Source organism: Croceitalea sp. P059 (assembly GCF_031846365.1).
GTDB lineage: Bacteria > Bacteroidota > Bacteroidia > Flavobacteriales > Flavobacteriaceae > Croceitalea > Croceitalea vernalis.
Window position 1 is genome coordinate 470,928 of the sequence record NZ_JAVRHW010000002.1, and the last position, 26,810, is coordinate 497,737.

The window sequence follows — 26,810 nt, forward strand, 5'->3', positions numbered from 1 at the left end:
TTATTTAAACTATTATAATATATAATCTGTACTTAAAAAGTTGCTCACTTTAGCTTCTAATAACTGCTCAATCGTTTCGTTATTTAACTCATTATCTTTAAAAGCCACAAAGGTTCTTATTGAAAATGAACGTAAAGCATCATGAACGCTTAGGGTCGCTTGGGCAGAATCTTTCCGTCCAGTGAAAGGATAAACATCCGGTCCACGTTGGCATGAGCTGTTCAAATTTACTCTACAAACCAAATTTGCTAGTGTATCAATAAGTGGAGAAAGACTGTACACATCTTTTCCAAAAAGACTTACTTGCTGCCCGTAATTAGATTCCGCCATATCGTCGAGCGGCTCTGAAATGTCAGAAAACGAAAGTACCGGAATGATGGGTCCAAATTGCTCTTCCTCATATACTCGCATATCCTTTGAAACCGGATATAAGACGGCAGGCCAAATATAATTATCAGAATGCTCCCCTCCTTTTTCATTTTGAACACTAGCTCCTTTAGCTAAAGCATCATCTAAGAGTTCCTGAATGTAAGCCGGTTTTCCTGGCTCTGGCAGTGGTGTTAATTTTGCGCCATCATCCCAAGGATTTCCAAACTTCATTGCATCTACTTTAGCCGAGAAACGTTTTAAAAACTCTTCCTTAATATCATCATGAACATAAACTACTTTTAATGCAGTACATCGCTGTCCATTAAAAGAAGTGGTACCCGCTATCACTTCATTAATCGTAAGGTCTAAATCGGCATCTGGTAAAATAATTGCTGGGTTTTTAGCCTCTAACCCTAACACCAGTCGTAGTCGGTTACTTTTTGGATGCTGCTCTTGCAAGGCATTTGCAGATTTACTGTTTCCTATTAAAGCTAAAACATCAACCTTCCCAGTTTGCATAATTGGTGCTGCCACAGCTCTACCTCTTCCAAATAGAATATTCACTACTCCTTTTGGAAAACAAGACTGAAAAGCTTCTAACAAAGGAGTAATCAATAGTACTCCATACTTTGCAGGTTTAAAAATGGTTGTATTCCCCATTATAATTGCCGGAATCAATAATGCAAACGTTTCATTCAGTGGGTAGTTATAAGGACCGAGACATAAAACAACGCCGAGTGGTCCTCTTCTAATATGAGCATAAACATCACCCGATTTATGAAATTTTGCTGCATCCCGATCTAGTTGTTTATAGTCCTCTATAGTATCATAAATATATTCAACCGTTCTGTCAAATTCTTTTTGTGAATCAGGAAGTGATTTGCCAATTTCCCACATCAATAGTTTTACAATCTCTTCTCGTTTTGTCTCCATTTGCTTGACAAAGTTTTCCATGCACTCTACACGATCTTTGACTTTCATCGTGGGCCATATACCTTTTCCTTTGTCATATGCATTTAAAGCAGCTTCTAAAGCATCTATAGCTTCTGGTTCGCCCATATCTGGTATATTACCTAAAAGTGTTGGCTTGTAATCATCTGTAGAAGAAATTGTAGAATACACCGCTGTTGAATTACCTGACCATGATTTCAATTGACCATTGACTAAATAATGTCTTTGATCAATAGTTTCTTTTATTTGGAATTCTTCTGGTATGTTTTCTCTAGTGCTCATTGTTTTTAATTTTAATGGAACAAAAAATCCCTAATTACTTAGGGATTTAGTCGTTAAACAATCGGTTTCATTGCAGTCATCGATTCTCGCAATCTCGTTCCGACAATTTCAACCGGATGTTCTCTTAGTTCTTTGTTTATAGCTATCAATTTAGCATTGTCTACTCCATTACCCTCACTTGAGGTATACGGCGTACCTATAATATCCGTATCAACTGTTTTCATAAAGTCAGTTAATAAGGGTTTACAAGCATGATCAAATAAATAACAACCATATTCGGCAGTGTCAGAAATAACCCGATTCATTTCAAATAATTTCTTTCTTGCTATGGTATTAGCAATAAGAGGTGTCTCATGTAATGATTCATAGTAGGCAGATTCAGCTATAATTCCTGATTCCGTCATTGACTCAAATGCCAACTCAACCCCTGCTCTAACCATAGCGATCATCAATACGCCATTGTCGTAAAACTCTTGCTCTGAAATCTCCATTTTACCTGCTGGCGTCTTTTCAAATGCCGTTTCTCCAGTTGCAGCCCTCCATGAGTGCAGGTTTTTATCGTCATTAGCCCAATCTTCCATCATTGTTTTTGAGAAATGACCGGTCATGATATCATCCATATGTTTTTGAAATAATGGACGCATAATATCCTTTAACTCTTCTGCTAATTCAAATGCTTTTATTTTCGCTGGATTACTTAATCTGTCAAACATATTGGTAATACCTCCGTATTTCATTCCCTCTGTAATGGTCTCCCATCCATATTGAATTAATTTAGAAGCATATCCAGCATCAATTCCCTTCTCAATCATTTTATCAAAGCAAAGAATAGATCCTGTTTGTAACAATCCACAAAGGATTGTTTGTTCTCCCATTAAATCAGACTTAACTTCAGCTACAAAAGAAGACTCTAAAACACCTGCCCTATGGCCACCTGTTCCAGCAGCATAGGCTTTTGCTTGGGCTAAACCATGACCTTGAGGGTCATTATCTGGGTGTACAGCAATTAATGTAGGCACCCCAAATCCTCTTTTATACTCTTCTCTAACCTCAGAACCTGGACATTTAGGTGCTACCATAATAACCGTAAGGTCTTCCCGGATTTGCATACCTTCCTCAACAATATTAAAGCCATGAGAGTAAGAAAGTGTTGCACCTTTTTTCATCATTGGCATCACAGTGCTAACTACATTAGTATGTTGTTTATCAGGAGTCAAATTAATTACCACATCGGCATTAGGGATAAGCTCTTCATAGGTTCCAACATTGAAATTGTTTTCAGAAGCATTTTTAAATGATTGTCGTTGCTCTTTAATCGCTGCTTCTCTAAGTGTATATGAAATATCTAAACCAGAATCACGCATATTTAGACCTTGATTAAGACCTTGAGCTCCACAACCAATTATTACAATTTTCTTTCCTTTTAATGCACTAACACCATCTGAAAACTCAGAAGATTCCATGAATCTACATTTGCCCAATTGGGTCAATTTGTCTCTTAATGCTAATGTGTTAAAGTAATTTGCCATTTATTAAAAATTTAAATTTTTTTTCTCCACCGCAAGATGGAAATGTATTTATGTTCTATCTATTTATTTGAACTTTCTAAACAGAAATCTGCTGAAAGGTTATTTATCAATTAATTCGTCAAATGAAATTCTTTCAACATTGCTGTTATTTTCATTTCATCTTTAGTTACAGAAATACGTCCTGAACGAACAAACTGCATAATGCCAAATGGTTTTAATTGGTCGTGCATCTCGTCAATTTCGTGTCTTCGACCTGACTTTGCAAGAACAAAAAATTCTCTGGCTACCGTGACTATTTGTGAATTACTTTCTTTAATAATATTTTGAATTTGTCTTTCATCAAACAGTAAATCTGAGTTGATTTTAAATAAAGCAGATTCTTGATAAATGGTTTCATCATCAGTATGATAAAATGCTTTTATCACCTCTATTTGCTTTTCTAGCTGCCCAACAATATTATGCACCCACTTCTCTGTTGTATTTACTACAATAGTAAATTTAGAGACTTCATCTATCTCAGATTTTGAAACATTTAAACTCTCAATATTAATATGTCTTTTTAAGAAAATACCAGATATTCTGTTAAGTAATCCAACATTATTTTCAGAATAAACCGATATGGTAAACCATTCTTTTTCCATACGCTTTATTTTATTCTAACTGCTATTATCACACCAGTTGACCAATTCATTTTAGTAATATTAAAGTCTTGTCGTTCTTCTAAATATGAAACAAGTTTTTCTACATTTTTATCATGACCTTCAGGCCAATTAGGTTGGGCAGTCATATCATCAATAACATAAAAACCTCCGAGTTTTATTAAATCTAATACTTCATCTAGCTCACTGTACTTTCCAGGCCAGGCATCAGCAAAAATCAAATCAAATTTTGAATCCTTATAATTCTGAATCCAATCACTACCGTCCTCACAACTAATTTTAACTCGATTATCATTTCCAAAATATTGATTGGCAATGGTTATCAATTCTGGGTCATTATCAACAGTAATTAAACTTGATTCCGAATCCATTCCATCAATCATCCACGATAAAGAAAGACCAATACCAGTACCCAACTCCAAAAAGTGCCCTTTTGGCTTACTAGATATTAGTGTTTTCAATAGTGTTCCAATAAATAAATCTGAAGGCATCGTAAATCCAATTTCTTTGGATTTTTGAGCTATCTTATGATGTATAATCGGAATGTCTTGAATATTCGAATCGTTCATTTGGTTTATTTCAATCGTATATCTGAAACCGATGCTCCCGATGGTATCATCGGAAATACATTATCTTCTTTTTCAACTTTAACTTCCAAGAAATACGGCTTATCAGAAGCAATCATTTCTTGAATGGTAGCTTTTAAATTTTTACGTTCGCTAACTCTTTTTGACTCAATATGATATCCTTCTGCTATTTTCACAAAATCAGGATTAACCATTACAGTAGATGCATATCTCTTATCAAAAAATAATTCTTGCCATTGGCGCACCATTCCCAAATGGTCATTATTTAAGACCACAATTTTTACAGGAATTTGATGCTGAAAAATAACTCCTAATTCCTGTATGGTCATCTGATAACCACCATCACCAATTATTGCCACAACTTCTCTATCCATAGCACCTTGCTTAGCACCAATTGCTGCTGGAAGTGCAAAGCCCATGGTACCTAAGCCTCCAGATGTGATATTGCTTTTTGACTGTTCAAATTTTGCATAACGACAAGCAATCATTTGATGTTGTCCAACATCAGTAACAATTACTGCCTTATTCTTTGAAGCGATATTTATTTCTTCAATAACTTCACCCATTGTTAATCCCTCTTTGGTCGGATGAATATCGTTTTTGATTACGGTATCAAATTCAATCTGTGCTTTTTGTTTGAATTCGTCATGCCAAGCGTCATGTTTATTGTTCTTAACAAAAGGAAGTAATTTTGCCAAAGTAACCTTAGAATTTCCCAAAACAGCAACATCCGCCTTTACATTTTTATTGATTTCGGCAGGGTCTATTTCAAAATGAACCACTTTGGCTTGTTTGGCATAGGTATCTAAACTACCCGTAACGCGGTCATCAAATCGCATACCAATAGCCAAAAGTAAATCACATTCATTGGTCAATACATTTGGGCCATAATTACCATGCATACCAACCATACCAACATTCAACGGATGGCTTGTTGGAATTGCAGATTCTCCCATGATGGTCCACGCAGCTGGAATACCTGCTTTTTCAATCAATGCTTTGAGTTCTTCCTCAGCTTTACCGAGAATAACTCCTTGACCACATACAATAAAAGGTTTTTTGGCATTATTAATGAGCTCTGCAGCAGCTTCTATTGCAGTTACATCAGGTTTAGGTTCAGGATTATAACTACGAACACCAGTACATTTTTCATAGCTAAACTCAAATTCTTCAAATTGCGCATTTTTAGTAATATCAACCAATACCGGTCCTGGTCTACCCGATTTAGCAATATAAAATGCCTTGGCCATTACTTCAGGGATTTCTGAAGCTTTGGTGATTTGATGATTCCATTTTGTAACAGGAGTAGAGATACCTATAATATCAGTTTCTTGAAAAGCATCCGAACCTAAAAGATGTCTTGGAACCTGCCCCGTAATGCAAACTATTGGTGTTGAATCTATTTGGGCATCTGCCAAACCGGTCACCAAGTTCGTAGCACCTGGTCCTGAAGTTGCCATAGCAACACCTACCCTACCTGAAACTCTTGCATAGCCCTGAGCAGAATGTGTCGCACCTTGTTCATGTCTGGTTAATATATGAGTCAATTTATCTTGAAACTTATATAGTTCATCATAAACTGGCATGATTGCACCTCCTGGATAACCATAAAGTAAATCAACACCCTCAGCTAATAAGCAATGGATTATTGCTTCAGCGCCAGTTATTTTTATTTTGGTAACTGTTTCCGACTTGTCTTTTTTCACTTTTAGTATTTCCATAGCTTCACGGATTATATTTCATCAGTAACGCAACCTTGAGAGGCCGACGAAACCATTTTTGCATATTTATATAAGCTCCCTTTTCTTACTTTAAGTTCAGGTTGCTCCCAATTTCTTCTTCTATTGGCCAATTCTTCTTCAGTCAAATCAACCGAAATTGTATTATCTTCAGCATTAAGCGTGATGATATCACCATCTTCTAATAATGCAATATTTCCTCCATCTTGCGCTTCCGGTGCAATATGACCGACCACAAAACCATGTGTGCCTCCGGAAAAACGGCCATCCGTAATTAAGGCGACATCTTTACCTAAACCTGCACCCATAATTGCGGCGGTCGGTTTTAACATTTCTGGCATTCCTGGCCCACCTTTAGGACCTTCATAGCGGATGACGACAACATCTCCTTTTTTTACCTTACCATCTCTAATACCATCATTGGCTAGAAATTCACCTTCGAAAACCTTAGCAGGTCCAGAAAAATGTAATCCTTCTTTTCCTGTAATTTTTGCAACAGAACCTTCACTAGCTAAATTTCCAAAAAGGATTCTAATATGCCCTGTTTCTTTTATTGGATTATCTAAATCTTTAATTACTTTTTGACCCTCAACTAAATTAGGTACGTCCGCTAAATTCTCTGCAACTGTTTTCCCTGTTACCGTTAAACAATCACCATGTAACATACCCTTTTCCAGCATAAACTTCATTACTGCAGGTATACCTCCTACTCGATGAACATCTTCCATTAAAAATTTACCACTAGGTTTTAAATCTGCTAAGAATGGCGTCGTATCACTAATATGTTGAAAATCGTCTAGACCAAATTCAATCTCGGCGGCTTTTGCAATCGCTAAAAAGTGGAGAACTGCGTTCGTACTACCACCTAAAACAGTGATTAAGCGTACTGCATTCTCTAAAGATTTTCTAGTGATAATATCTAAAGGCTTGATGTCCTTTTCAATTAGTTGTTTTAATGCACGACCTGAAGCTATACAATCTTCTTTCTTCTCACCGCCTGTAGCAGGATTAGAAGAATTATAAGGCATAGCCATACCTAAAGCCTCAATGGCGGAAGCCATGGTATTAGCTGTATACATTCCACCACATGCGCCTGCACCTGGACAAGCATTTTGTATAACAGCCTTGTAGTCTTCTTCATTTAAAGTGCCTGCGACTTTTTCACCCCAAGCTTCAAAAGCTGAAACAACATCTAATTTTTTATCCTTTAAACATCCTGATGCAATGGTACCGCCATATACTAATACAGAAGGTCTATTTAATCTAATCATTGCCATTAAAGCTCCTGGCATATTTTTATCACATCCTACAACTGTAGCCAAACCATCATAGTTCATTGCCTGCACCACTGTTTCCATTGAATCTGCTATAATATCTCTTGAAGGGAGCGAATATCTCATACCGTACGTACCCATTGAAATACCATCACTAACACCAATTGTATTGAAAATTAGACCTACTAAATCAGAAGAATTTATACCTTCCTTGACATATTCAGAAAGGTCATTTAAATGCATATTACAAGGGTTACCCTCATAACCGGTGCTACCAATACCAATCAAAGGTTTTTTTAAATCTTCCTCAGTTAAACCAATAGCATATAACATAGCTTGTGCTGCCGGTTGTGTTGGGTCTTGGGTAACGTTTTTGCTGTATTTATTCAGTTCCATTAAAGTCTTCTTTCAAATTATAGTTTGTTCTAATACATACTACAACATTCAAAAATAATTTTTTCAAACATCCTGTAATTTTAACAGTCGGTGAACCGCTAAATTCATTTAAATTCTAAACCTTTTATATAATTGATTTTCAATTATTTAACTCATTTTAAAATACCATATTCATTCCTTTTGGAAAATTCATAAAAACATGTCTTTAGAGTTTTAGAACCATCTCAATTTTATACTTTTGAAATCTATGGAAAAAACGGTTAGTGAAGCAATCAATTACCGAAGGTCAGTTCGTATTTTTAAAGAAGATGAAGAACTTAATTCTGATAAGGTAAAACAATGTATACAGCAAGCGACTTTAGCAGCGACCAGCAGTAACCTCCAACTTTGGGAATTTTATCATATTACCGATAAGGCTATTCTTAAGCAAATGACTAAGGCTTGCTTAGGGCAAAATGCTGCTAAATACTCCAAGGAGATGTTGGTAGTAGTGGCTCGTAAAGATTTATGGAGAAAACGTGCCAAATCAAATTTTTTATTTTTAAAAGCAGGGATTGGAAATAAGCCTGAATCTGAATACTCTAAAAGAGAAAAGTTTGCATTGTCTTATTACTCTAAACTCATACCCACGGTTTATTTTGATGTTTTTGGCATTTTGGGCTGGTTAAAATATATCATATTTCAAATAATTGGCTTATTCAAACCAATCTATAGACAAGTAAGAAATTCAGATATGCGTATTGTCGCGCATAAAAGTGCTGGTTTGGCTGCACAAAATTTTATGATTAGTATGGCGGCTATCGGATATGATACATGTCCTATGGAAGGCAGTGACACCTTATTAGTCAAAAGAATTCTAAATTTAAGTAGTGGTGCTGAAATAAATATGGTTATTGGTTGCGGTATTAGGGATGAAAAGGGTATTTACGGAGAACGATTTAGAGTTCCGTTTCAAGATGTTTACCGTAAAATTTAATAAAGATTAAAACTGAAACTATCTCCAAACTTTTTTTGAGCTAATACACAAATAGCTTCTTGATTAAGCTGTAATATTCTTGGGTAACCTCCAGTGGTCTGTCCGTCTTTCATTAGTATTATCAATTTACCATTTGGTGTTAATTGAACTGTACCTGGTAGGGTGCCAGAAGTTAGCATAGTTACATTATGACCATCTATTAATTCATTTATTTGATATGCCATTCTATTATTCTCTTTGGCTATTGAAAACTCCTTGGTGAATAAAGATTCTAGTTGATCATCACTAAGCATGTCAAATTCTGGTCCTTTACTTACCTTTAGATCCTTCTCTTTATAATAAAAATCAATTTTTAACTCCGTAATTTTAGGCTCAAAATGTAAGATAGGGTCAAATGAAATCTGATCGCCATCTGAAATACATTTTCTAGAAGTTAACGGAAAATACTGCGAAGAACTACCTAAAACACTATTAGATTCTAACCCATTTTTTACAGCTAAATAGGCCCTAAAACCATTGGTAAGTCTACCATAAGATATGATGTCGCCTTTCTTTACTTTATAAACCTTATAATTATCTATTGGTAAATTATTTAACGTTGCTGACATTTCAGCTCCTGATAAACTGACATAAGTCTCCTCTTCAAATAATAATGTTGGACCAGTCATTGTTATTTCTAATAATGCTGCCTTGGGAGAGTTTTCTAATAAAGAATTTGCCTTACGTAAGGCGTTAGTATCCATAGCACCAGAGACAGGAACGCCTTTATTTCTAAAGCCAAAACGCCCTATATCTTGAATAGAAGTAAAAAAACCTGATTTTAAAACTTTAATCATTTAAAAGCACCTTTTTAGGTTTATAAATACCAACTTCAGCCTCAATTTTATGTAAGTCATAAGTTGCCCTAGAAATCGCTTCAAACTTAATTTTATCACCAACGCTTACAAAACACGGTTCTTCAGTATTTACATTAAATATGGCTACAGGACAACTACCAATTATGTTCCATCCACCAGGAGATTCTTGAGGATAAATCCCTGTTTGTTTTCCAGCTAAACCAACTGCTCCCTTAGCTACTTTTAATCGTGGAGTTTCTTTTCGAGTTGTTTCTAAGTTTTTAGGTAATCCACCCAGGTACATAAACCCAGGAAGAAAACCGATACCATATACAGTATATTCGTTTTCTGAATGACTTTGAATCAATTCGGAAACTGTCATATTCAAATTCTGAGATACTTCATCTAAATCAAGTCCAAATTCTGAATCATAACAAACCGGTAGAGTCCATAAATATCGTACTGGTTTTTCAGTATAATCTAGAGCTTTATAAAAAGCTATTATACTTTTTCTTATTTCAATCAAATTTAGATTGTTTGCTTCACCAATAATAGTTAAAGAATTATAAGATGGAACCAACTCCCATTTACCCTCTAACTTTCTTTTTAAGAAGTTGGTAAACTGTATGATATCTTCTAAAATGGAATCATTAACCTCGCTTGGCCACTGAACTAAAATAGCTTGTTCACCAAAGGCTTTTATAGTAATGGGGTAACTACTCACTTGCTAATTTCGATTTGGTTTTTTGGTAATTCTTGAGAAAGATACATCAATATTTGCAAAGCTGTAGGCGTGTCTCCATGAACACAAAATGTATGGGCTTTTATTTTTCTTGATAAGCCTTCAATAGTATCTACCGCTTCTTCCCTAATCATTTTCACCAAATGTTGTAGAACCAATTTTGGCTCATGTATTACAGCGTTTTCTAACGAACGAGAAACTAATTTTAAAGATGAAGTATAGTTGCGGTCTGCAAAAGCTTCTAAGTGAAACTTAAACCCTCTTTTAATAGCTAGTTGATGAATTTGTGATTGGTAAGGTAAATAAATAGGGATGTTTTTATAATTCTCAATAGCATCTAGAAATATATTGGCTAAATTTTCATCTTCAGCAATTTTATTATACAATGCTCCATGAGGCTTAATATGATTCAAAACACCTTTGTGCTGTTCAAGAATTTTCACAAAAATCGAAAGCTGTTCGTTTAAACTTAAAATAAGTTCCCTTGAAGAAATATTCATGACCACTCTTCCAAAGTTTTCTTTATCGGGATAACTAGGATGAGCTCCGATTTTAACCTGGTTATTCATCGCTAAACGAATTACATCAGCCATACTCTTTTTATCACCAGCGTGGCCGCCACATGCAATGTTACATGAACTAATTAAAGGAAGTAAATCAATCTCATTACCTACACCCTCCCCTACATCGCAATTAATATCAACAATTATTTTTTTCATTAATACAAACCCATAACCTTAAAAATACTTTTCAATCCTAAAAACAAAGAAAATAAAACGATTGCGTATCCAATCACATTTTGTGCTATTGAGTTCTTATTTGTTCCCATTACTGAAGCTTTGTTAACTATCCAAACCAAAAGTATAGCAATTGCGGGTAATAAAATACCATTGGCGATTTGAGCAAACTTAATTACCTCAATGGGTTTGATGCCAAAGGATAGAAATACCACACCTATACTTAAAATAGAAATCCAAACCATTCTAAATTTCCAATCTTTCAAACTCGCATTCCACCCAAAACAACTGTTAGCTACATATGCAGCTGCCAATGGCGCAGTAATAGATGATGTTATACCTGCGGCAAAAAGTCCTATTCCCATAAAATAACGAGCCATATCACCAAATAAAGGTTCTAAACCTAAGGCTAAGTCGCCTGCGCCAGTTACTTCATTCGATGGGATGGAAGCTGCTGCAATAATCACACACATGGATACTAAACCTCCCAAAGCGATTGAAATTATAGTATCCCAACGGGCAACCTTTAAATCAGTTTTTGATTTCCATTTTTCATTAACCAATGAGGCATGTAAAAACAAGTTATAGGGAACGACTGTTGTACCAACCAAAGCAATAACGGTTAGTAAACTATCAGATGGCATTGATGGTATAAATAAACCTGATACAATTCCACCCAAATCTGGTTTGGTTAAAATTGCTGTAATTATAAAGGAAAGACTCATTAATGCAATCAGAGCAAAAAAGATCTTCTCTAATGATTTATATGTCCCTAGCCATAGCAAAACAAAAGATACTATTCCTATAATAATAGGGTAAAACTCAACATAAGCTTTACCAAAAATTGCAGCTAAACCTAAAGAAGCACCTCCTATATTACCAGCTTCGTATGCAGCATTACCTATTAATATGGCCCCTAACACTATCGCAATGATTGTGCCTTTCACCCATTTATTTCTAAGCTCCTGTTTTATAACATCGGCTAAACCTTTTTGAGCTATGATACCCAATCGTGCGGCCATCTCTTGTAATACCATTGTGGCTATTATAGATAATAGCATTGCCCACAACAAAGCATAACCAAAACTTACACCGGCAATGGTACAAGCTGTAATTGTACCAGGACCAATAAAAGCAGCTGCAACTAAAACTCCGGGGCCTATTTTTTTAAACATGTTGAAAATTTACACCACACAAATTAATGGTTTCGCAACAAGCCACCTTGCATTTCATCTAAAAAAATGCATTTCATCTAAAAAGAAGGTGTCATACGTCGAATCGATATACGAATTAAATTTTGTCAAAGTTATAATAGTCCCAAATCGAAAAATTGACCAAACTTACCTACTTAAATGGCATGTATAGATTGTAACAAAAATATCGGCTATGAAACGTTCAAAAAATCAACCGAAGCCTTAGGTGTTGAATTATGTGAACGACATATCCGACTTATTGAAAAAGTAATATTAGAGAATGACACCCCCATTGAGGCCGTACAACTGTTTTACGCGCTTAAAGAGGCAGGTGCTAACCCTATGCTTGAATGGTGGGATGGAAATAAATCTGTCGATATCGCTATTTCAAGGGTTAAACTAAATATTGAAGTTGATACCGACTATCAATTAATAACCCACGAGCAAGCAATTCAAGACCTGGAAGAAGCTATGCATTCTTTTAAGAATGGATTTACAACAATCCGAATTCCTCATATTGTTGTCAAGTACTATTTAAAAGACACTGTCAATAATATTCTCGGAATTATTCAAGGGCTTAAAGCTAATATTAAAGTTATTTAGCATAAATACTATACATTGAGAATTTGTATCTTTTCTTCATAAATTTTATTTATGAAGACTTTAGACAGGAGACAATGGCTCAAAACGGCAGGATTATCAGGCGGTTTCGCACTTTTAGGTGGTGTAAACTCTTATGCTGGTAATTACCAATTTTCTTCAATTGCAAAAGAAAACGAGCCTTTTGCAAAACTAAATTCGAATGAAAATCCTTTTGGTCCTTCTAAAAGAGTTCGCGAAGCAATTACAAATTCTTTTGATGTTGCCTGTAGGTATCCTTCTATGGTTTTCCGACCTTTATTGGAGCAAATAGCAGAAACAGAGGGCGTTTCAATTGATCATATTGTTATAACAGGTGGTTCAACCGAAGGCTTAAAAGCAACAGGGATAACTTACGGAATTGACGGCGGTGAAATTATTGCTGCTGATCCAACTTTTCAGGCAATGTTACGATATGCAGAAAATTTTGGAGCCTATGTTCATCGTGTTCCTGTAGATGAATATATGAATCATGATTTGGAGGCCATGGCCAATAGAATCAATACCAAAACAACACTCATCTTTCTTTGTAATCCGAATAACCCTACAGGAACGTTACTTGATAAAATCAAATTACGAGACTTCTGTAGCTCTGTGAGCAAAAAAACTATGGTATTTAGTGATGAAGCCTATTACGATTTTATTACAGAACCGGACTATCCTTCTATGGTAGAACTCGTTAAAGAAGGTATGAATGTTATAGTATCTAAAACTTTTTCTAAAGTTTATGGCTTGGCTGGTATGCGTATTGGATATCTAGTCGCTCGGCCTGATGTTGCTCAAAGATTGAGAAGTAATATTATGGCTATGACCAATGTCTTAGCCATTGAAGCGGCAAAAACAGCACTTTTAGACGATGACTTTTACAAGTTTAGTTTAGCAAAAAATGTAGAGGCTAAAAATTTTATCTATAAAACGTTAGATGATTTAAACTTAGAATACATTAAATCACATACTAATTTTGTTTTCTTTAAAACTGGGCATCCAATTTCTAAAATGATTGCTGAAATGAAAAAAGAAAATGTGCTTATTGGTCGTCCCTTTCCTCCTTTTAACGAATGGGCAAGAATTAGCACCGGCACCATAGATAATATGAAGCTTTTTGACAGAGCCTTGAAAAAAGTCATCAGCTAATACAAATTAAAACCAACCAATAGTTACAGAATGAAAAAAATACTCTACGCCTTATTAGCAATTTTAATTGTAATTGCTGCAATACTGTTATTCAATACTTTTTCGTTAAAATCCAAACAGGTTTCATCAATACCAATAGAAAAAATTACAATTCCTGATTCAGTTTTTCAAAACCTTTCTGAAGCTATTAAGTTTGAAACAATATCTTTTAGTGAAGATGCCATACCTGACTCAACTGCATTCAATGGATTTCATCAGTTTTTAAAAAAAACCTACCCCCTTATTCATCAAAACTTGAACCTTGAAATGATAAGTGAGTATAGTCTTTTGTATACATGGAAGGGAACCGATGCTTCAAAAAAGCCAATCATTCTAATGTCACATCAAGATGTTGTTCCAGTTGATGAACCGACTTTAAATGATTGGGAAGCCGGACCATTTGAAGGTAAGATAACTGATACACACATAATTGGTAGAGGTACCATGGATGATAAGAATACCTTAATAGCAATTATGGAATCAGTAGAAAGACTGCTTAGTGAATCATTTAACCCGCAACAAACTATTTATCTTGCTTTTGGTCATGATGAAGAAGTTGGCGGAGGAAAAGGAGCTTCTAAAATTGCAGATTATTTAAAAGCAAAAGGTGTCAATGCAGCAATGACTATTGATGAAGGTGGGTTTCTCGCTGATGGAATGATACCCGGTATTGACAAACAAGTTGCGATTGTAAACCTTTCTGAGAAGGGGTTTGCTTCGTTTAGACTTATAGTTGAAACGACCGGCGGGCACAGTTCAGCACCACCACGTGAAAATACCATTGGTATGCTTGCTCAAGCTATTGTTGATTTAGAGAATAATCAATTACCATATAAATTGGTTAAGCCAATTGATTATCAATTAGAATACATGGGTGCGGAGCTCCCTTTTATGAAAAAACTGGCTTTCGCTAACCCATGGCTCTTTAAAAAACCAATTCTTGAAGCATTAAATGCCCATACAACCACGGCTCCTACTATAATTGACGGCGGTATAAAAAATAATGTAATTCCGACCGTAGCTGAGGCTACTATCAATTTTAGGATTTTACCTGGAGAAACTATTGAATCTACAAAACAACACATCATTGAAACTGTAAGTGACAAAATTAAAGTTGAGCCCGTTGGGTTTTTAACTAATCCATCGCCGGTGTCAAGCATAGATTCTGAAGCTTTTAAAAATTTAGAACGTACCATCAGGTCCACTTTTCCCGATGCAGTCGTTGTTCCCGGACTTGTTGGCGGAGGCACTGATGCACGGTATTTTTATGAAATCTCCGATGATGTTTTTCGATTTTATCCATTACGAATCAATCCTGATAATATGACCGGATTTCATGGTATAGACGAAAAAATTACCAAAGAGAATTATAAAGAAATTATTCAATTTACCTACCAGTTGATCAAGGGATATGACTAGGTTCTTTTGATGTTTTATTTCATCAAACTTTTATTTTAAATTAAAATTTCAACAAAAGCCTTATGCGATTACCTAGTGCAGTTTTCTATCAACTATTAGTAGTTTTCTTATTCATGTTTTCTTGTTCAACAACACCAAAAGAGGAAGCGACATTGCTTATTTATGGTGGTCCAATTTATACAGTAGATTCTGTTCAAAGTACTGTTGAAGCAGTAGCAGTAAAAGATAATATCATACTTTTTGCCGGAAGTTTAGATGAAGCAGAAAAATTCAAAACAAAGGAAACAAAACTCGTTGACCTTGAGGGTAAAACAATGACACCAGGTTTAATTGAAGGTCACGGTCATTTCATGGGGCTCGGTTATAATGAACTAAATCTTGATTTAATAAATACAACCAGCTATCAAGAAATTATAGATGCCGTTGCTGAGAAAGTAAAAACTGTTGAACCCGGCGAATGGATATTAGGCAGAGGATGGCATCAAAGTAAATGGACAGTAATGCCAAACCAAATGGTAGATGGATTTCAAACGCATGATTTGTTAAGTGAAGTTTCACCTGACAACCCTGTCTACCTGAGTCATGCCAGTGGTCATGCTGGTTTTGCTAATGCGAAAGCCATGGAAATTGCTGGACTTTCAATTCTTTCTAAAGAAGGTATCGATAAATTTAAAGTAGAAGGTGGCGAGGTAATGCGAGATGATTTTGGTCGTCCGACTGGTATTTTTAATGAGCGAGCTCAAACTTTAATAACGAAACATATTCCAGAAACTACTGCGCAAAGAGAACGGAAAGCTTTTGAATTAGCTGTAGCTGCATGCCAAAGAAATGGAATTACAGGTTTTCATGATGCTGGTATTGGTCGTGAAACGATTGCATTATATGAAGATATGAAGACCGCTAATAAAATGAATGTTAGACTCTACTGTATGCTAACAGGTTGGGATGAGGATTTGTTAACCGAGTGGTATGAAAAGGGCCCGCTAGTTGATCCTGACCACACCCTAACAATACGGTCTGTTAAACTCAATTGTGATGGCGCTTTAGGCTCACGAGGAGCTTGGCTTTTGGAGGAATATACAGATAGACCCGGTCATTTTGGTCATGAAACGCTACCGATGCCATTTGTAAAAGAAACCGCTTTAAATGGACTAAGAAATGGATTTCAGGTTTGTTCCCACGCCATTGGGGATAGAGCTAATAAAGAAATATTAGACCGTTATGAGTATGCCTTTGAACAATTACCGGATTTGACAGAAAACCATCGTTTTAGAATAGAGCATGCCCAACACCTTCACCCAGACGATATTCCACGTTTTGCTGAACTCGGTGTTATTCCAGCTATGCAAGCGGTTCATTTATCATCTGACCGTTCTTGGGCAATAGACCGTTTAGGCGAAAAAAGAATAAAAGAAGGGGCTTACATGTGGCAAACCCTTCTTAAGAGTGGAATACCCATTGTAAATGGTACAGATGTGCCTGTTGAACCTTTAAACCCAATCGCAAGCTTATACGCTAGTTTTACAAGAAAATCACTGAACGGTATGCCTGACGAAGGCTATGAACCTGAAGAGCGAATGACACGGGAGCAAGCGCTAAAGTCTTATACACTCGATGCAGCTTATGGTGCTTTTGAAGAAGAAATTAAAGGGTCTATTACTGCAGGGAAACTAGCAGATTTCACCATTTTTAATCAAGATTTAATGGCAATAGCTGAGGATGAGTTTTTAGAAACTAAAGTCCTCATGACCATTTATAATGGCGAAATCGTCTATGATAAAAACTAATTTAATTTAATTGGACTCCTTAACACAAATAGTTCTAGGCGCTGCAGTTGGAGAAGCAGTTCTAGGAAAAAAGGTTGGCAATAAAGCTATGTTATGGGGTACCGTTGCCGGAACCATTCCTGATTTAGATGTTTTGGCCAATTTTTTTGTGGATACCGTAACCGCAGTTGAATTTCATAGAGGCTTTAGCCATTCTATTTTCTTCTCTGTGCTATTTGCTCCTATTTTTGGTTGGGTTGTTTGGATGATTTACAAGAAAAAACAAGCTAATTGGCGTGCTTGGTCCTGGCTATTTTTCTGGGGACTGTTTACACATCCAATTCTTGATGCTTTTACAACTTGGGGAACCCAATTATTTTGGCCTCTCAAATTACGACTAGCATTTCAAAATATCTTTGTGATTGACCCCTTCTACACCCTACCCTTTTTAACATTCTTGATATTGGCTATGACTCAAGCAAGAGGAAGTCAGAAAAGGAGAAGATTCAATCGACTTGGGCTCACAATTAGTTCTTTGTATTTGTTATTTACCTTAATATTTAAAGGCATGGCTTATCAAAGTTTTGAATCGAATTTGAAAGAACAAAATATCAGTTATTCACAAATGGATATAAGGCCATCACCTTTTAACACAATCCTTTGGATGGCCAATATAGATACTAAAGATGCCTATTTAATTGGTGAATATTCTTTTTTTGATTCGCAGCCCATTACTTTTCGCGGTATCCCTAAAAATCACAACCTTTTAGAAGGAATTCAACAAAAAGACAAAATTCAAAGACTTATCCAAATTAGTGAAGGTTGGTTTGCTATCACTAAAAAGGATGGCCACTTGTTTTTTAATGATTTACGTTTTGGATTACTCAGTTTAGATCCCACAGAAACTCAATTTGCTTTTTCCTACAAATTAAATGATATGGCTGATGGACTTGAAGTCTCCGAAGTTCCAAAGAATCGTAGTGATGCCAAAAAATTGGTTACTGCATTATGGGATAGGATTTTGGGGAATTAATTACCCCAACCAACCCTCTCTATCCAAACTTCTATATTGGATAGCCTCTGAAATATGATTACCGATTACTTCTTGGGAATTTTCTAAATCTGCAATAGTTCGCGCAACTTTTAGGATACGATCATAGGCCCGCGCCGAAAGATTAAGTCTTTCCATTGCATTTTTAAGTAAGGTTTTTGAAGCATCGTCTAATTTGCAATATGCACGAATTTGTTTTGTGTTCATCTGTGCATTATAATGTACGTTTTCCAATTTATTAAAACGTTGAGTTTGTATTTCTCTGGCTGCCGTAACTCTTTTTCTGATTTTAACACTACTCTCACCTTTGCGCTCTTCAGAAAGTTTATCAAATGGCACTGGGGTCACCTCAATATGAATATCAATACGGTCCAATAAAGGTCCTGAAATCTTGCTCAGATATCTTTGCATCTCAGCCGGAGAAGATGTTACTGGGGCATCTGGGTCGTTAAAATAACCTCCTGGACTTGGATTCATGCTTGCTACCAGCATAAAACTACTTGGGTAGGTTACTGTAAATCTCGCTCTTGAAATAGTCACCTCTCGGTCTTCCAATGGTTGGCGCATCACCTCTAAAACTCCTCTTTTAAATTCAGGTAATTCGTCTAAAAACAAAACCCCGTTATGTGATAATGAGATTTCTCCAGGCTGTGGATAGGCCCCTCCACCTACGAGTGCAACGTCTGAAATGGTATGATGAGGACTTCTAAACGGGCGCTGACTCATCAAGCCCATATTCTTAACTTTACCAACTACACTATGAATCTTAGTAGTTTCTAAGGCTTCATGCAAAGTCATTGGAGGTAAAATAGAGGGAAGTCTTTTTGCTAGCATGGTCTTACCTGCACCTGGTGGACCAATTAAAATAATATTATGCCCTCCCGCCGCTGCAATTTCCATACATCTTTTAATACTCTCTTGTCCTTTGACATCCGAAAAGTCAAACTCTGGAAAATCTAAACTCTTATAAAACTCAGCGCGCGTATCAATAATAGTTTGCTCTAATGGTGTTCCCTTATCAAAAAAATCAATGACCTGTTTTATATTTTCTACACCGTAAACTTTTAAATCACTAACAATGGCCGCTTCTTTAGCGTTTTGAAGAGGTAAGATAAAACCCTTATAACCTTCTTCTTTTGCTTTAATAGCTATTGGCAAAGCTCCTTTAATGGGTTGTACGCTACCATCTAATGACAGTTCTCCCATTATCAAATACTTACCTATATTTTCTGATTTTATTTGACTAGAAGCTGCTAAAATACCAAGTGCTAAAGTTAAATCGTACGACGAACCTTCTTTTCGAAGATCAGCAGGAGCCATATTGATAGTTATCTTTTTGCCAGGTATTTTATAACCATTGTTTTGAAGCGCAGCGGCAATTCTGTAGTTACTCTCTTTAATAGCATTATCTGGAAGACCAACAAGATGGTAGCCAATACCTTTATCTATATTTACTTCAACGACAATAGTAGTGGCTTCAACGCCAAAAACGGCGCTGCCAAAAACTTTAATAAGCATAGTTAATGTTTGCCACTAAAAGTAACATTTTTAGTCAACCCTTAAAAATCAAGGAGTACTGCGGCTTACCACAAACTCTTTTTTAATTGTTAAAGGCTTACCATAGGTAGTAAAGCCATTAAAAGTTATTTCATAAGTTCCTTCAACATCAGAAGTGAAAAAGTCTAAAGCATAACTACTTCCTTCAACCACCAATTGTGGTTTCCAGTACAATAATGTTCTGTAATCAGGTACTCTTGAAAAAGCCATTTCATTTGGAGCATATGTTTGTTGGTAGTAATTCTTTTTAGTAATTGGTTTATCCAAATCAACCAATAGGCTATTTTGATTAGAATAATCAACTAAAAAATCACTTTCGAAAGTTTCTACGGAAACAATGCCCTGATAGTCCTTACCACCTAATCTAAATTGATCGCGAATCAAGCTTATTTTTTCTATACGTCTTGCATCAAATTTTCTAATTTTCTCATGATTAGGAATAAAAACCCCATCAATTAAAACTATAGCTGGAAAACTATTAAAATCTTCATTGAAGGTTTCAAAGTCTTGTGCCACCTTGACGTAGTCATTTTCTTTACCTCCATTTCGATAACCAGCATTTGTGATGACTTCCACAAGTGTTTCTTCAAATGTTGGAAAACGAGTATACTCATCTAAGAGCACTACCTCAGGAATACCGCCATCAAATGGATCAATGGGGTCTCCTTGTAAAATAGAATCTGGTTTTGCAGTAAAAAATTGATTCTCAATTTGATTTAATATACTTCGTTTTTTAATACTTTCTGCATGGTCTTTTGATAGGGTAAAATCAGAAAAACTTAAGTCTTTAGTATTCAATTTGGATATAGTTCCTTTTTTTATGCTGTACGTTTTTGACTCATCTTCAATTTGAATAACCGCTATAGGATTCTTATAGTCTTTTCGTAGATAGGAATAAAAATTTCCATTCTCATCGGTTTGAGAAAATTTTAATAAAAATTCTTTCCCTGGTATGGAAAGCACGATAGGCATATCTGTTACGACCTCTCCGGTATTGGCATCACTAACTTGTCCATAAAAAAGTTCTCCTCGTTGCTCGGGTAAAAACAAGCTATCTCCCACCCTTTGTGAAATTTGTTTATCAACATTGAAATATTCAGTAGCATATGCAATAGCATTAACTGCACTTTTAACCGGTATTTCGTCTTTCTTTTGAACTTTAATAGTATAAGAACCATTACCCAAATATCCTTTATAATTGGTGACAGCAAGATTGATTTTTTCACGTGGTTCAAATTGAAGTTTATCTAAAGAAAGAGTAATCATTGAAGAGTCTAAAACTACTTTATCCCTGCTTAAATTGGAGCTTATTTGTACGCTATCAACAGTTGAAACTATAATACTAGACTGATCAACCATATATGGGTTAACAATAATGATGTCATCTTTAAATACTTGGCTTAATCCTGAATTTTTCATCCATTGGGTATAGCCTAATAATTTATACTTTCCTGAAGGAATATCAGTGCTAATAAAAAAATCACCTTGCCCAAGGCCCTTTGTTAATTTAATTTTATGTTCAAATACATAATTCTGATTTTCATCTACTAATGCAACATAAGCCACTTTGCTAATATTAGTGAGTTTATTACTTTGAGCATTAAAGCAATAAAAGGCATAGTACAAATATTCACCAGAAAAATGTAAAGGACCCGTATGATCTATGTAAGCCTTTTCTTGAGGTAATTTTTGAAGATTCAATAATTCACTACCATCTTTTATTACATATTGTGCTTTAAGGCTAAAACCCAAGCCAATTAATAGGCCAACAAATACAATTAATTTCTTCATAATTTAAATTTTATTCTGTCCAAAAATCAGGTACTATATTACTTCCTAAAGCGGTACAATCACCACATGCTCGTTGCGTCACAAAATATGGGCCTTGACATAAACCTGGTGGATTAGCATTTCCTAATAAAAATTCTATTTCTTCAGCTTGTAAATAACTAATCAAAGAACGCGGGATTCCGCACTCATCCAATGGAATTTCTCCATCTCTTGAAGGGTTATAAAGCGGCGGAGCAAAAACATTATTACAGTTTAAATCATTAAAATAAGGAGGCAAAGCTTCCTCTGGGAAAAAGTCTTCGTAATTAAAAAATAAACGTTCCGTTGTTACGCTAGCGACTTCAAAATAACCAATTACGATATTCTCAGCATTACTAGTTGATTTTATATTACCCTCAATCAGCCCTGGTTGGATTTCGCTAAATAAGCTTTCACTTTGAGAAAATTGAAAAAGGGTATTGTAAAAATTAGCAGCATCAGGAGATTGTAAAAATTGCTTTACCAAAATGCTGTAGCGATGCGATAGAATTGGATTATTCCTATTAATAAACCGAACTTGATTTTTGTCAATACTATTTTCATTAAGAATTAATCCATCAGAAAGTATAATACTATTTGAGACTACCGTATTGTAACATATTTCTTCTTCTTGAGTTCTTGGAACTAAGCTAACATCAGGGTATAAAACTTCTATCAGTTCACCAGTATTTTCATCAAATACTTGCTCAAATTCCGCTTGAATTATTTCAAATTCACTTGAAGTCCAATTAGGGGCAATAATTTTATAAGTTTCTTCATAAGTGTATCGGTAATTATTAAAATCACCCGAAGGGTTTGAACTATCTACAAAAATGGCCATTCCCTCAACCTCATTATTACTAATAATACGCTCGGCAAAAACATTATCAATAGTTGAAACACCTGCACTTACAACAGATTCTGATTCGTATTTTTCACCGTCATTAGTTGTGATAAAAAGAGCATACGAACGCCCATTTTGAGCGGCGAATGGCTCTGAAGAAAGGTATTTTCCATTTTCGCTACCGGTAAACGAAAATGTGGTTCCGATGTCATCAATTATAGTAACGACTGCATTATTTTCATAATTAACAAGACTATCATTTGCAAAATTAGAGCCTCTAGACAAAATGACCTCTTGATGTATTAATTCATCGGTTATTGTTGCCTCTACAATCAAAATGCTTTCAATAACAACCTCTGCTTGCAACTGAGTATCTATAGCAACCTCTTCTATACAAGAGAAATTGCATATAAGCATAACAAAAATGTAGATTACTTTTTTCATTCTTCTATCCAAAATTCAGGTACAACATTGCTACCTAAAGCTGTACAATCTCCACAGGCTCTTCTTGCAACAAAGTATGGTCCACCATCTTCTACGGTACCATTTGTATCTCTAACATAAACGAAATCTCCACTTTCAATAATATCTTTTAAAGGAGAGGTGTTAGCCGGGGTAATAGTAGGCGGAGCACTTAAAAAACTGCAGGTAATGGCATATGGAGGCAAATCTTCATCAGGAAATAAATCTTCATAATTGAAAAACAATCGAGTTTCACTAACATTCGCAACTTCAAAAAATCCGATTACCTTTTCACTAGAATCGGCCATATTTGATATATTCCCTTGAATAAACCCGGGCTGAATATCAGTAAATACACTTTCATCACTTGAAAAATCATTCAAGGTCTGATAAAATGCAAATGCATCTGGCGATTGCACAAATTGCTTTACTAGAATACTATAGCGATGTGAAATTATAAAGTCATCTCTTGAAATAAACCGAACCAAAACATTGTTAAGGGTATTACCGTTAACATCAATACCTTCACTTTGAATGATATCGTTTGAAACTCGAGTACCATAACAAACGCGCTCTTCTTGTTCCCTTGGTATCAAATCAAAAGCAAAAGGCGGATTAGGGTCCGTTACAATCATATCAAATGGCGACCAAAGAGGCGCTATAATTTTATAGGTTTCCTCATATTGATAGCGTAAAAAAGGAGTCCCAATATCATCAAAATTTGCATCAATATATATGGCAACACCTTCCGCATTAAGGTCAGTTGTTATTCTTTCAGCTTTTATATTCTCTATGGTAGCGCTATTCGGCAAACTTGTCGGTGCTGCTTCATAATTTTTTCCAGCAGATGTAATGAACAATTGGTACTCAACATCAGAAACAGCTTGAAAAGCTATTTGTGATTGATAATGACCAGGAGCTATTTCAGAAAAACGTATGGTATTGCCAAGGTCGTCGTTAATAAATACTTCAGCATTTTGAACAAATTGAATACCTTCACTTTCAAAGCTACTACCGCTACTCAAAAAGACATCATGTTGTTTCAATTCATTAGTTATCGTTGCTTCAACGACTAATAATTTTTCGATTGCTGGTTCGCCCTGACCCTCAACAAAAGGAATATCAAAAGGTTCTACGCATGAGAAAAAGCAAAGCACCATAAAAAAGGCATATATTTTAATTGTCTTACTCATTATTCTATCCAAAATTCAGGTTCAACATTATCACCCAACAACCGGCAATCTCCGCAAATATTGGTGGTTACCACATATGGGCCTGGGCAGGTACTGTTTGGTGCCAATTCGGGTTCATCACCAGCATAATACGTATAAAAATTTCCGACTATTCCCTCAATCGCCCCAGGTGGACATCCATCTCTTAATTGCTCTGGTGCACCACGTGGACACCATAAAATACGTTCTGGAACAGATAAGAGTTGGCAATTAAAAGGGTAATCAGGTAATTCCTCTTCTGGGAATAAGTCCTCAAAATCAAAAAATATCCGCTGCTGTGCTACACTAACTGCCTCAAACCAACCTAAAACAGGTTCCGTGTTTCCATCTTTTCTTGAGATATTGGCTAATAGTTCACCTGGTTGTATTTGAGAAAATAAACTCTCTGAGCTAGAGAACTTGCGTAAAGTTTCGTAAAATGTATACGATTCTAATGATTGCACATATTGCTTTACCAAAATGCTATATCTATGGGTTATAATAAAGTTGTCTTTTTCTATAAACCGTACCATAAATCGCTCTATATTATCAGTAGTATTATTGAAGGTACTCGTTTGAATAACAGTATTAGAATCAATAGTATTATAACAAACTCTATTCTGCACCTCACGGTCAACTACCTCTAAAGTATACTCCGATTCTGGGCATAAAGTGTAGTTCGTTAATTTAAATTCTTGGTTATCCCATAATGGCGCAATTACCTTGTAGGTTTCTACATAATCATATCTATAATTCTCTGTTACACCTTCGATTGGTTGACTGTCTACAAATATTGCTACACCGTCTGCCCCTGATTCACTGACTGCCCTTTCAGTATAAACATTTTCAATAGCGGCTTTTCCTTGAATCTCCATCGTTTTTGAAATATATTCGTTACCGTCCCTTGTTGTAATATCTAATTGATATGTAGTCCCCATTTGTAATGCAAAAACTTCATTAGAATTATATACTCCTCCTCTAGACTCAGTGAAAGCAAATTCACGTCCTTCGTTATCTAATAATTTAATTATCGCTCCCTCTTCTACGCTTACAGTATCTCTTGGACGTAAACCAGGAGTGAGAAAAGGGATAAAAGTAGTATCACGCTCTAAGTCGGATCTATTATCACTTCGACTTAGGTACACCACTTGATTCTTTAATTCATCTGTGAGGATCGCTTCAACAACTAATAAACCATTACCATCACTATTGGTAATATCCTCAATATCTAAAACATCAACACAAGACATAAAACAAGCCGCCACTAAAACGAGTGATTTGAATGCAATTAGTTTTATAATCTTTGACAGCTTCATTCTTCAATCCAAAAATCAGGAGGCGTATTATTACCATAAACTCGACAATCAACACAGCCAAGTGCTTTTGTTAAAAAGGGAGACCCATCAGCCTCACCGGCTTCATCAACTTCTAAGTAATTTTCATTATCCCCGACATAGCCCAATAAACCCGCTAAAATACCATCAATCAACGGAGAGTTTGATGTTCCGTCAATAACGACCTTCCCATCTATAACGGTAGCATGAAATCCTTCGGGATATAATTCAGGTCCACTTGTGAAATCACAATTAATAATGTATGGAGGTAAAGGTTCATTTGGAAAAAAATCTTCATAATTGAAGAACAGTCGTTTTTCGCTGTACGAGCTCAATTCAAAATATCCGAATACTATGGCTACATCTGAATTTTCCACATTTATATTTCCTTCTAATTGCCCTGTTTGAACGTTACTGAAAATACTCTCCGAACTAGAAAAATCATTGAGACTATTAAAAAAAGAAGCGGCATTAATATCATGATGATATTGCTTCACTAGAATGCTATAGCGATGTGATATGGCATAATTATCAGTACCCAAGAAACGAACCTCATAATCGTCTAAATTATTTGATGTTAAGTTCGCAGTGGAGGCAAGAATAATATCATTTGATTTTTCATTTGCGAAACAAATATTGGCGTCTTCTCCGCGAGGGGCAACAGTTACCTCCCACCCATCGTCATCTTCACAGAAAAAATCATAATCAATAACGTCCCAAGTAAAAGGATTAAAATCAGGTGCCACTACCTTATAGGTCTCATCATATTCATATCTGAAGTAGTTAGGTTGTGAGGCTTTATCTTGATTATCAACTAAAATAGCTATGCCCTCTGTTTCTGAACTGTTGACTCTTCTTTCAGCATGAACTTCTGCCACTTCAACCCTACTGGGCATGGCCTCAGCATTGGAACTATATCTTACGCCGTCAACGGTAGTAATTTCAAGAGTATAAGCTCTATTATGTTGTAATGTTATAGCAGAACTAGTATTATAAGTACCAGGTGCTGTTTCTAAAAAATTAATACTATTTCCTAAATCATCTAGAATATTAACCTGCGCTCCGCTCTCTTGTATAGGCATAGCGGCCTCAAAAGGAAAGGTTCTAGTTAAAAAAATAGTGTGTTGCATATTTTGATCAGAAATTCTGGCATCAACCACTAGCGCTCCCTCTAAAACTTCCGTTATGTTTTCTGGTTCAAATTCTTCAACACAACCAAAAAAAACGGGTGATAAGCATAAAAGAGAGAGCCATTTAATTTTCTTTTTCATCTTT

The 26,810-nt window shown here is 35.6% G+C and carries 22 protein-coding genes; 6 read left to right on the forward strand and 16 right to left on the reverse strand.

From position 1 onward, the window contains the following. Positions 1–12: 12 nt before the first annotated feature. From RM542_RS08430 to ilvD, 6 genes are all read right to left on the reverse strand, one after another. Positions 13–1,602 carry an NADP-dependent glyceraldehyde-3-phosphate dehydrogenase gene (locus tag RM542_RS08430; RefSeq protein ID WP_311385300.1) on the reverse strand — a complete coding sequence of 530 codons (1,590 nt, stop codon included), beginning with the start codon at positions 1,600–1,602 and terminating at the stop codon, positions 13–15. A 53-nt stretch (positions 1,603–1,655) separates the two neighbouring features. Continuing rightward, entirely contained in the window at positions 1,656–3,131 is a 1,476-nt protein-coding gene (gene ilvC, locus RM542_RS08435; protein WP_311385301.1) for a ketol-acid reductoisomerase, read from the reverse strand. Between the two features lie 110 nt (positions 3,132–3,241). Then, positions 3,242–3,772 carry an acetolactate synthase small subunit gene (gene ilvN / locus RM542_RS08440; RefSeq protein ID WP_311385302.1) on the reverse strand — a complete coding sequence of 177 codons (531 nt, stop codon included), beginning with the start codon at positions 3,770–3,772 and terminating at the stop codon, positions 3,242–3,244. 5 nt (positions 3,773–3,777) lie between these two features. Next, positions 3,778–4,359, reverse strand: a complete 582-nt coding sequence (locus tag RM542_RS08445) for a class I SAM-dependent methyltransferase (RefSeq protein ID WP_311385303.1) — start codon at positions 4,357–4,359, stop codon at positions 3,778–3,780. 5 nt (positions 4,360–4,364) lie between these two features. After that, positions 4,365–6,098, reverse strand: a complete 1,734-nt coding sequence (ilvB, locus tag RM542_RS08450) for a biosynthetic-type acetolactate synthase large subunit (RefSeq protein WP_311385304.1) — start codon at positions 6,096–6,098, stop codon at positions 4,365–4,367. 11 nt (positions 6,099–6,109) lie between these two features. Next, positions 6,110–7,786: a dihydroxy-acid dehydratase gene (gene ilvD / locus RM542_RS08455; protein ID WP_311385305.1), complete on the reverse strand. Its 1,677-nt coding sequence runs from the start codon at positions 7,784–7,786 to the stop codon at positions 6,110–6,112. 247 nt (positions 7,787–8,033) lie between these two features. On the opposite strand from ilvD, the gene RM542_RS08460 reads away from it, so the two are divergent. Continuing rightward, on the forward strand, positions 8,034–8,762 hold the full coding sequence (locus RM542_RS08460) for a nitroreductase family protein (protein ID WP_311385306.1): 729 nt from the start codon (positions 8,034–8,036) through the stop codon (positions 8,760–8,762). Here the strand turns inward: RM542_RS08460 and RM542_RS08465 are convergent. The 4 genes from RM542_RS08465 to RM542_RS08480 are packed head-to-tail and all read right to left on the reverse strand — an operon-like array spanning position 8,759 to position 12,252. Beyond that, on the reverse strand, positions 8,759–9,598 hold the full coding sequence (locus tag RM542_RS08465; protein WP_311385307.1) for a biotin-dependent carboxyltransferase family protein: 840 nt from the start codon (positions 9,596–9,598) through the stop codon (positions 8,759–8,761). The two genes, RM542_RS08460 and RM542_RS08465, sit on opposite strands and share 4 nt — an antisense overlap. Further along, positions 9,591–10,322: a 5-oxoprolinase subunit PxpB gene (pxpB, locus tag RM542_RS08470; RefSeq protein WP_311385308.1), complete on the reverse strand. Its 732-nt coding sequence runs from the start codon at positions 10,320–10,322 to the stop codon at positions 9,591–9,593. Before pxpB ends, RM542_RS08465 begins: the two co-directional genes overlap by 8 nt. Further along, positions 10,319–11,059, reverse strand: coding sequence for a 5-oxoprolinase subunit PxpA (pxpA, locus tag RM542_RS08475; RefSeq protein ID WP_311385309.1), 741 nt, complete (start codon positions 11,057–11,059; stop codon positions 10,319–10,321). The genes pxpB and pxpA overlap by 4 nt, the downstream gene beginning before the upstream one ends. Then, the gene (locus tag RM542_RS08480; RefSeq protein WP_311385310.1) at positions 11,059–12,252 is read right to left on the reverse strand and encodes an Nramp family divalent metal transporter; all 1,194 of its coding nucleotides are present in this window, start codon (positions 12,250–12,252) and stop codon (positions 11,059–11,061) included. Before RM542_RS08480 ends, pxpA begins: the two co-directional genes overlap by 1 nt. Before the next feature lie 177 nt (positions 12,253–12,429). Between RM542_RS08480 and RM542_RS08485 the strand changes: the two genes are divergently transcribed. The 5 genes from RM542_RS08485 (at position 12,430) to RM542_RS08505 (ending at position 18,300) form a co-directional block, all read left to right on the forward strand. Then, positions 12,430–12,873, forward strand: a complete 444-nt coding sequence (locus RM542_RS08485; protein ID WP_311385311.1) for a hypothetical protein — start codon at positions 12,430–12,432, stop codon at positions 12,871–12,873. 51 nt (positions 12,874–12,924) lie between these two features. Beyond that, positions 12,925–14,043, forward strand: coding sequence for a histidinol-phosphate transaminase (locus RM542_RS08490; RefSeq protein ID WP_311385312.1), 1,119 nt, complete (start codon positions 12,925–12,927; stop codon positions 14,041–14,043). 30 nt (positions 14,044–14,073) lie between these two features. Beyond that, positions 14,074–15,501 carry a M20 family peptidase gene (locus RM542_RS08495; protein ID WP_311385313.1) on the forward strand — a complete coding sequence of 476 codons (1,428 nt, stop codon included), beginning with the start codon at positions 14,074–14,076 and terminating at the stop codon, positions 15,499–15,501. 62 nt (positions 15,502–15,563) lie between these two features. Then, on the forward strand, positions 15,564–17,288 hold the full coding sequence (locus RM542_RS08500; protein WP_311385314.1) for an amidohydrolase: 1,725 nt from the start codon (positions 15,564–15,566) through the stop codon (positions 17,286–17,288). A gap of 10 nt (positions 17,289–17,298) precedes the next feature. Then, positions 17,299–18,300: a metal-dependent hydrolase gene (locus RM542_RS08505; RefSeq protein ID WP_311385315.1), complete on the forward strand. Its 1,002-nt coding sequence runs from the start codon at positions 17,299–17,301 to the stop codon at positions 18,298–18,300. On the opposite strand, the gene RM542_RS08510 is transcribed toward RM542_RS08505, so the two are convergent. From RM542_RS08510 to RM542_RS08535, 6 genes are read right to left on the reverse strand one after another with little or no spacing between them, the layout of a single operon-like run. Then, the gene (locus tag RM542_RS08510; RefSeq protein ID WP_311385316.1) at positions 18,301–19,836 is read right to left on the reverse strand and encodes a YifB family Mg chelatase-like AAA ATPase; all 1,536 of its coding nucleotides are present in this window, start codon (positions 19,834–19,836) and stop codon (positions 18,301–18,303) included. Positions 19,837–19,884: 48 nt separating this feature from the next. Beyond that, complete coding sequence (locus RM542_RS08515) at positions 19,885–21,666, reverse strand: hypothetical protein (RefSeq protein ID WP_311385317.1); 1,782 nt, start codon at positions 21,664–21,666, stop codon at positions 19,885–19,887. A 10-nt stretch (positions 21,667–21,676) separates the two neighbouring features. Beyond that, complete coding sequence (locus tag RM542_RS08520; RefSeq protein ID WP_311385318.1) at positions 21,677–22,972, reverse strand: DUF4249 domain-containing protein; 1,296 nt, start codon at positions 22,970–22,972, stop codon at positions 21,677–21,679. Further along, the gene (locus RM542_RS08525) at positions 22,969–24,183 is read right to left on the reverse strand and encodes a DUF4249 domain-containing protein (protein WP_311385319.1); all 1,215 of its coding nucleotides are present in this window, start codon (positions 24,181–24,183) and stop codon (positions 22,969–22,971) included. Before RM542_RS08525 ends, RM542_RS08520 begins: the two co-directional genes overlap by 4 nt. After that, positions 24,183–25,517, reverse strand: coding sequence for a DUF4249 domain-containing protein (locus tag RM542_RS08530; protein WP_311385320.1), 1,335 nt, complete (start codon positions 25,515–25,517; stop codon positions 24,183–24,185). Before RM542_RS08530 ends, RM542_RS08525 begins: the two co-directional genes overlap by 1 nt. Beyond that, on the reverse strand, positions 25,514–26,806 hold the full coding sequence (locus RM542_RS08535) for a DUF4249 domain-containing protein (protein WP_311385321.1): 1,293 nt from the start codon (positions 26,804–26,806) through the stop codon (positions 25,514–25,516). Before RM542_RS08535 ends, RM542_RS08530 begins: the two co-directional genes overlap by 4 nt. Between the last annotated feature and the right edge of the window lie 4 nt (positions 26,807–26,810).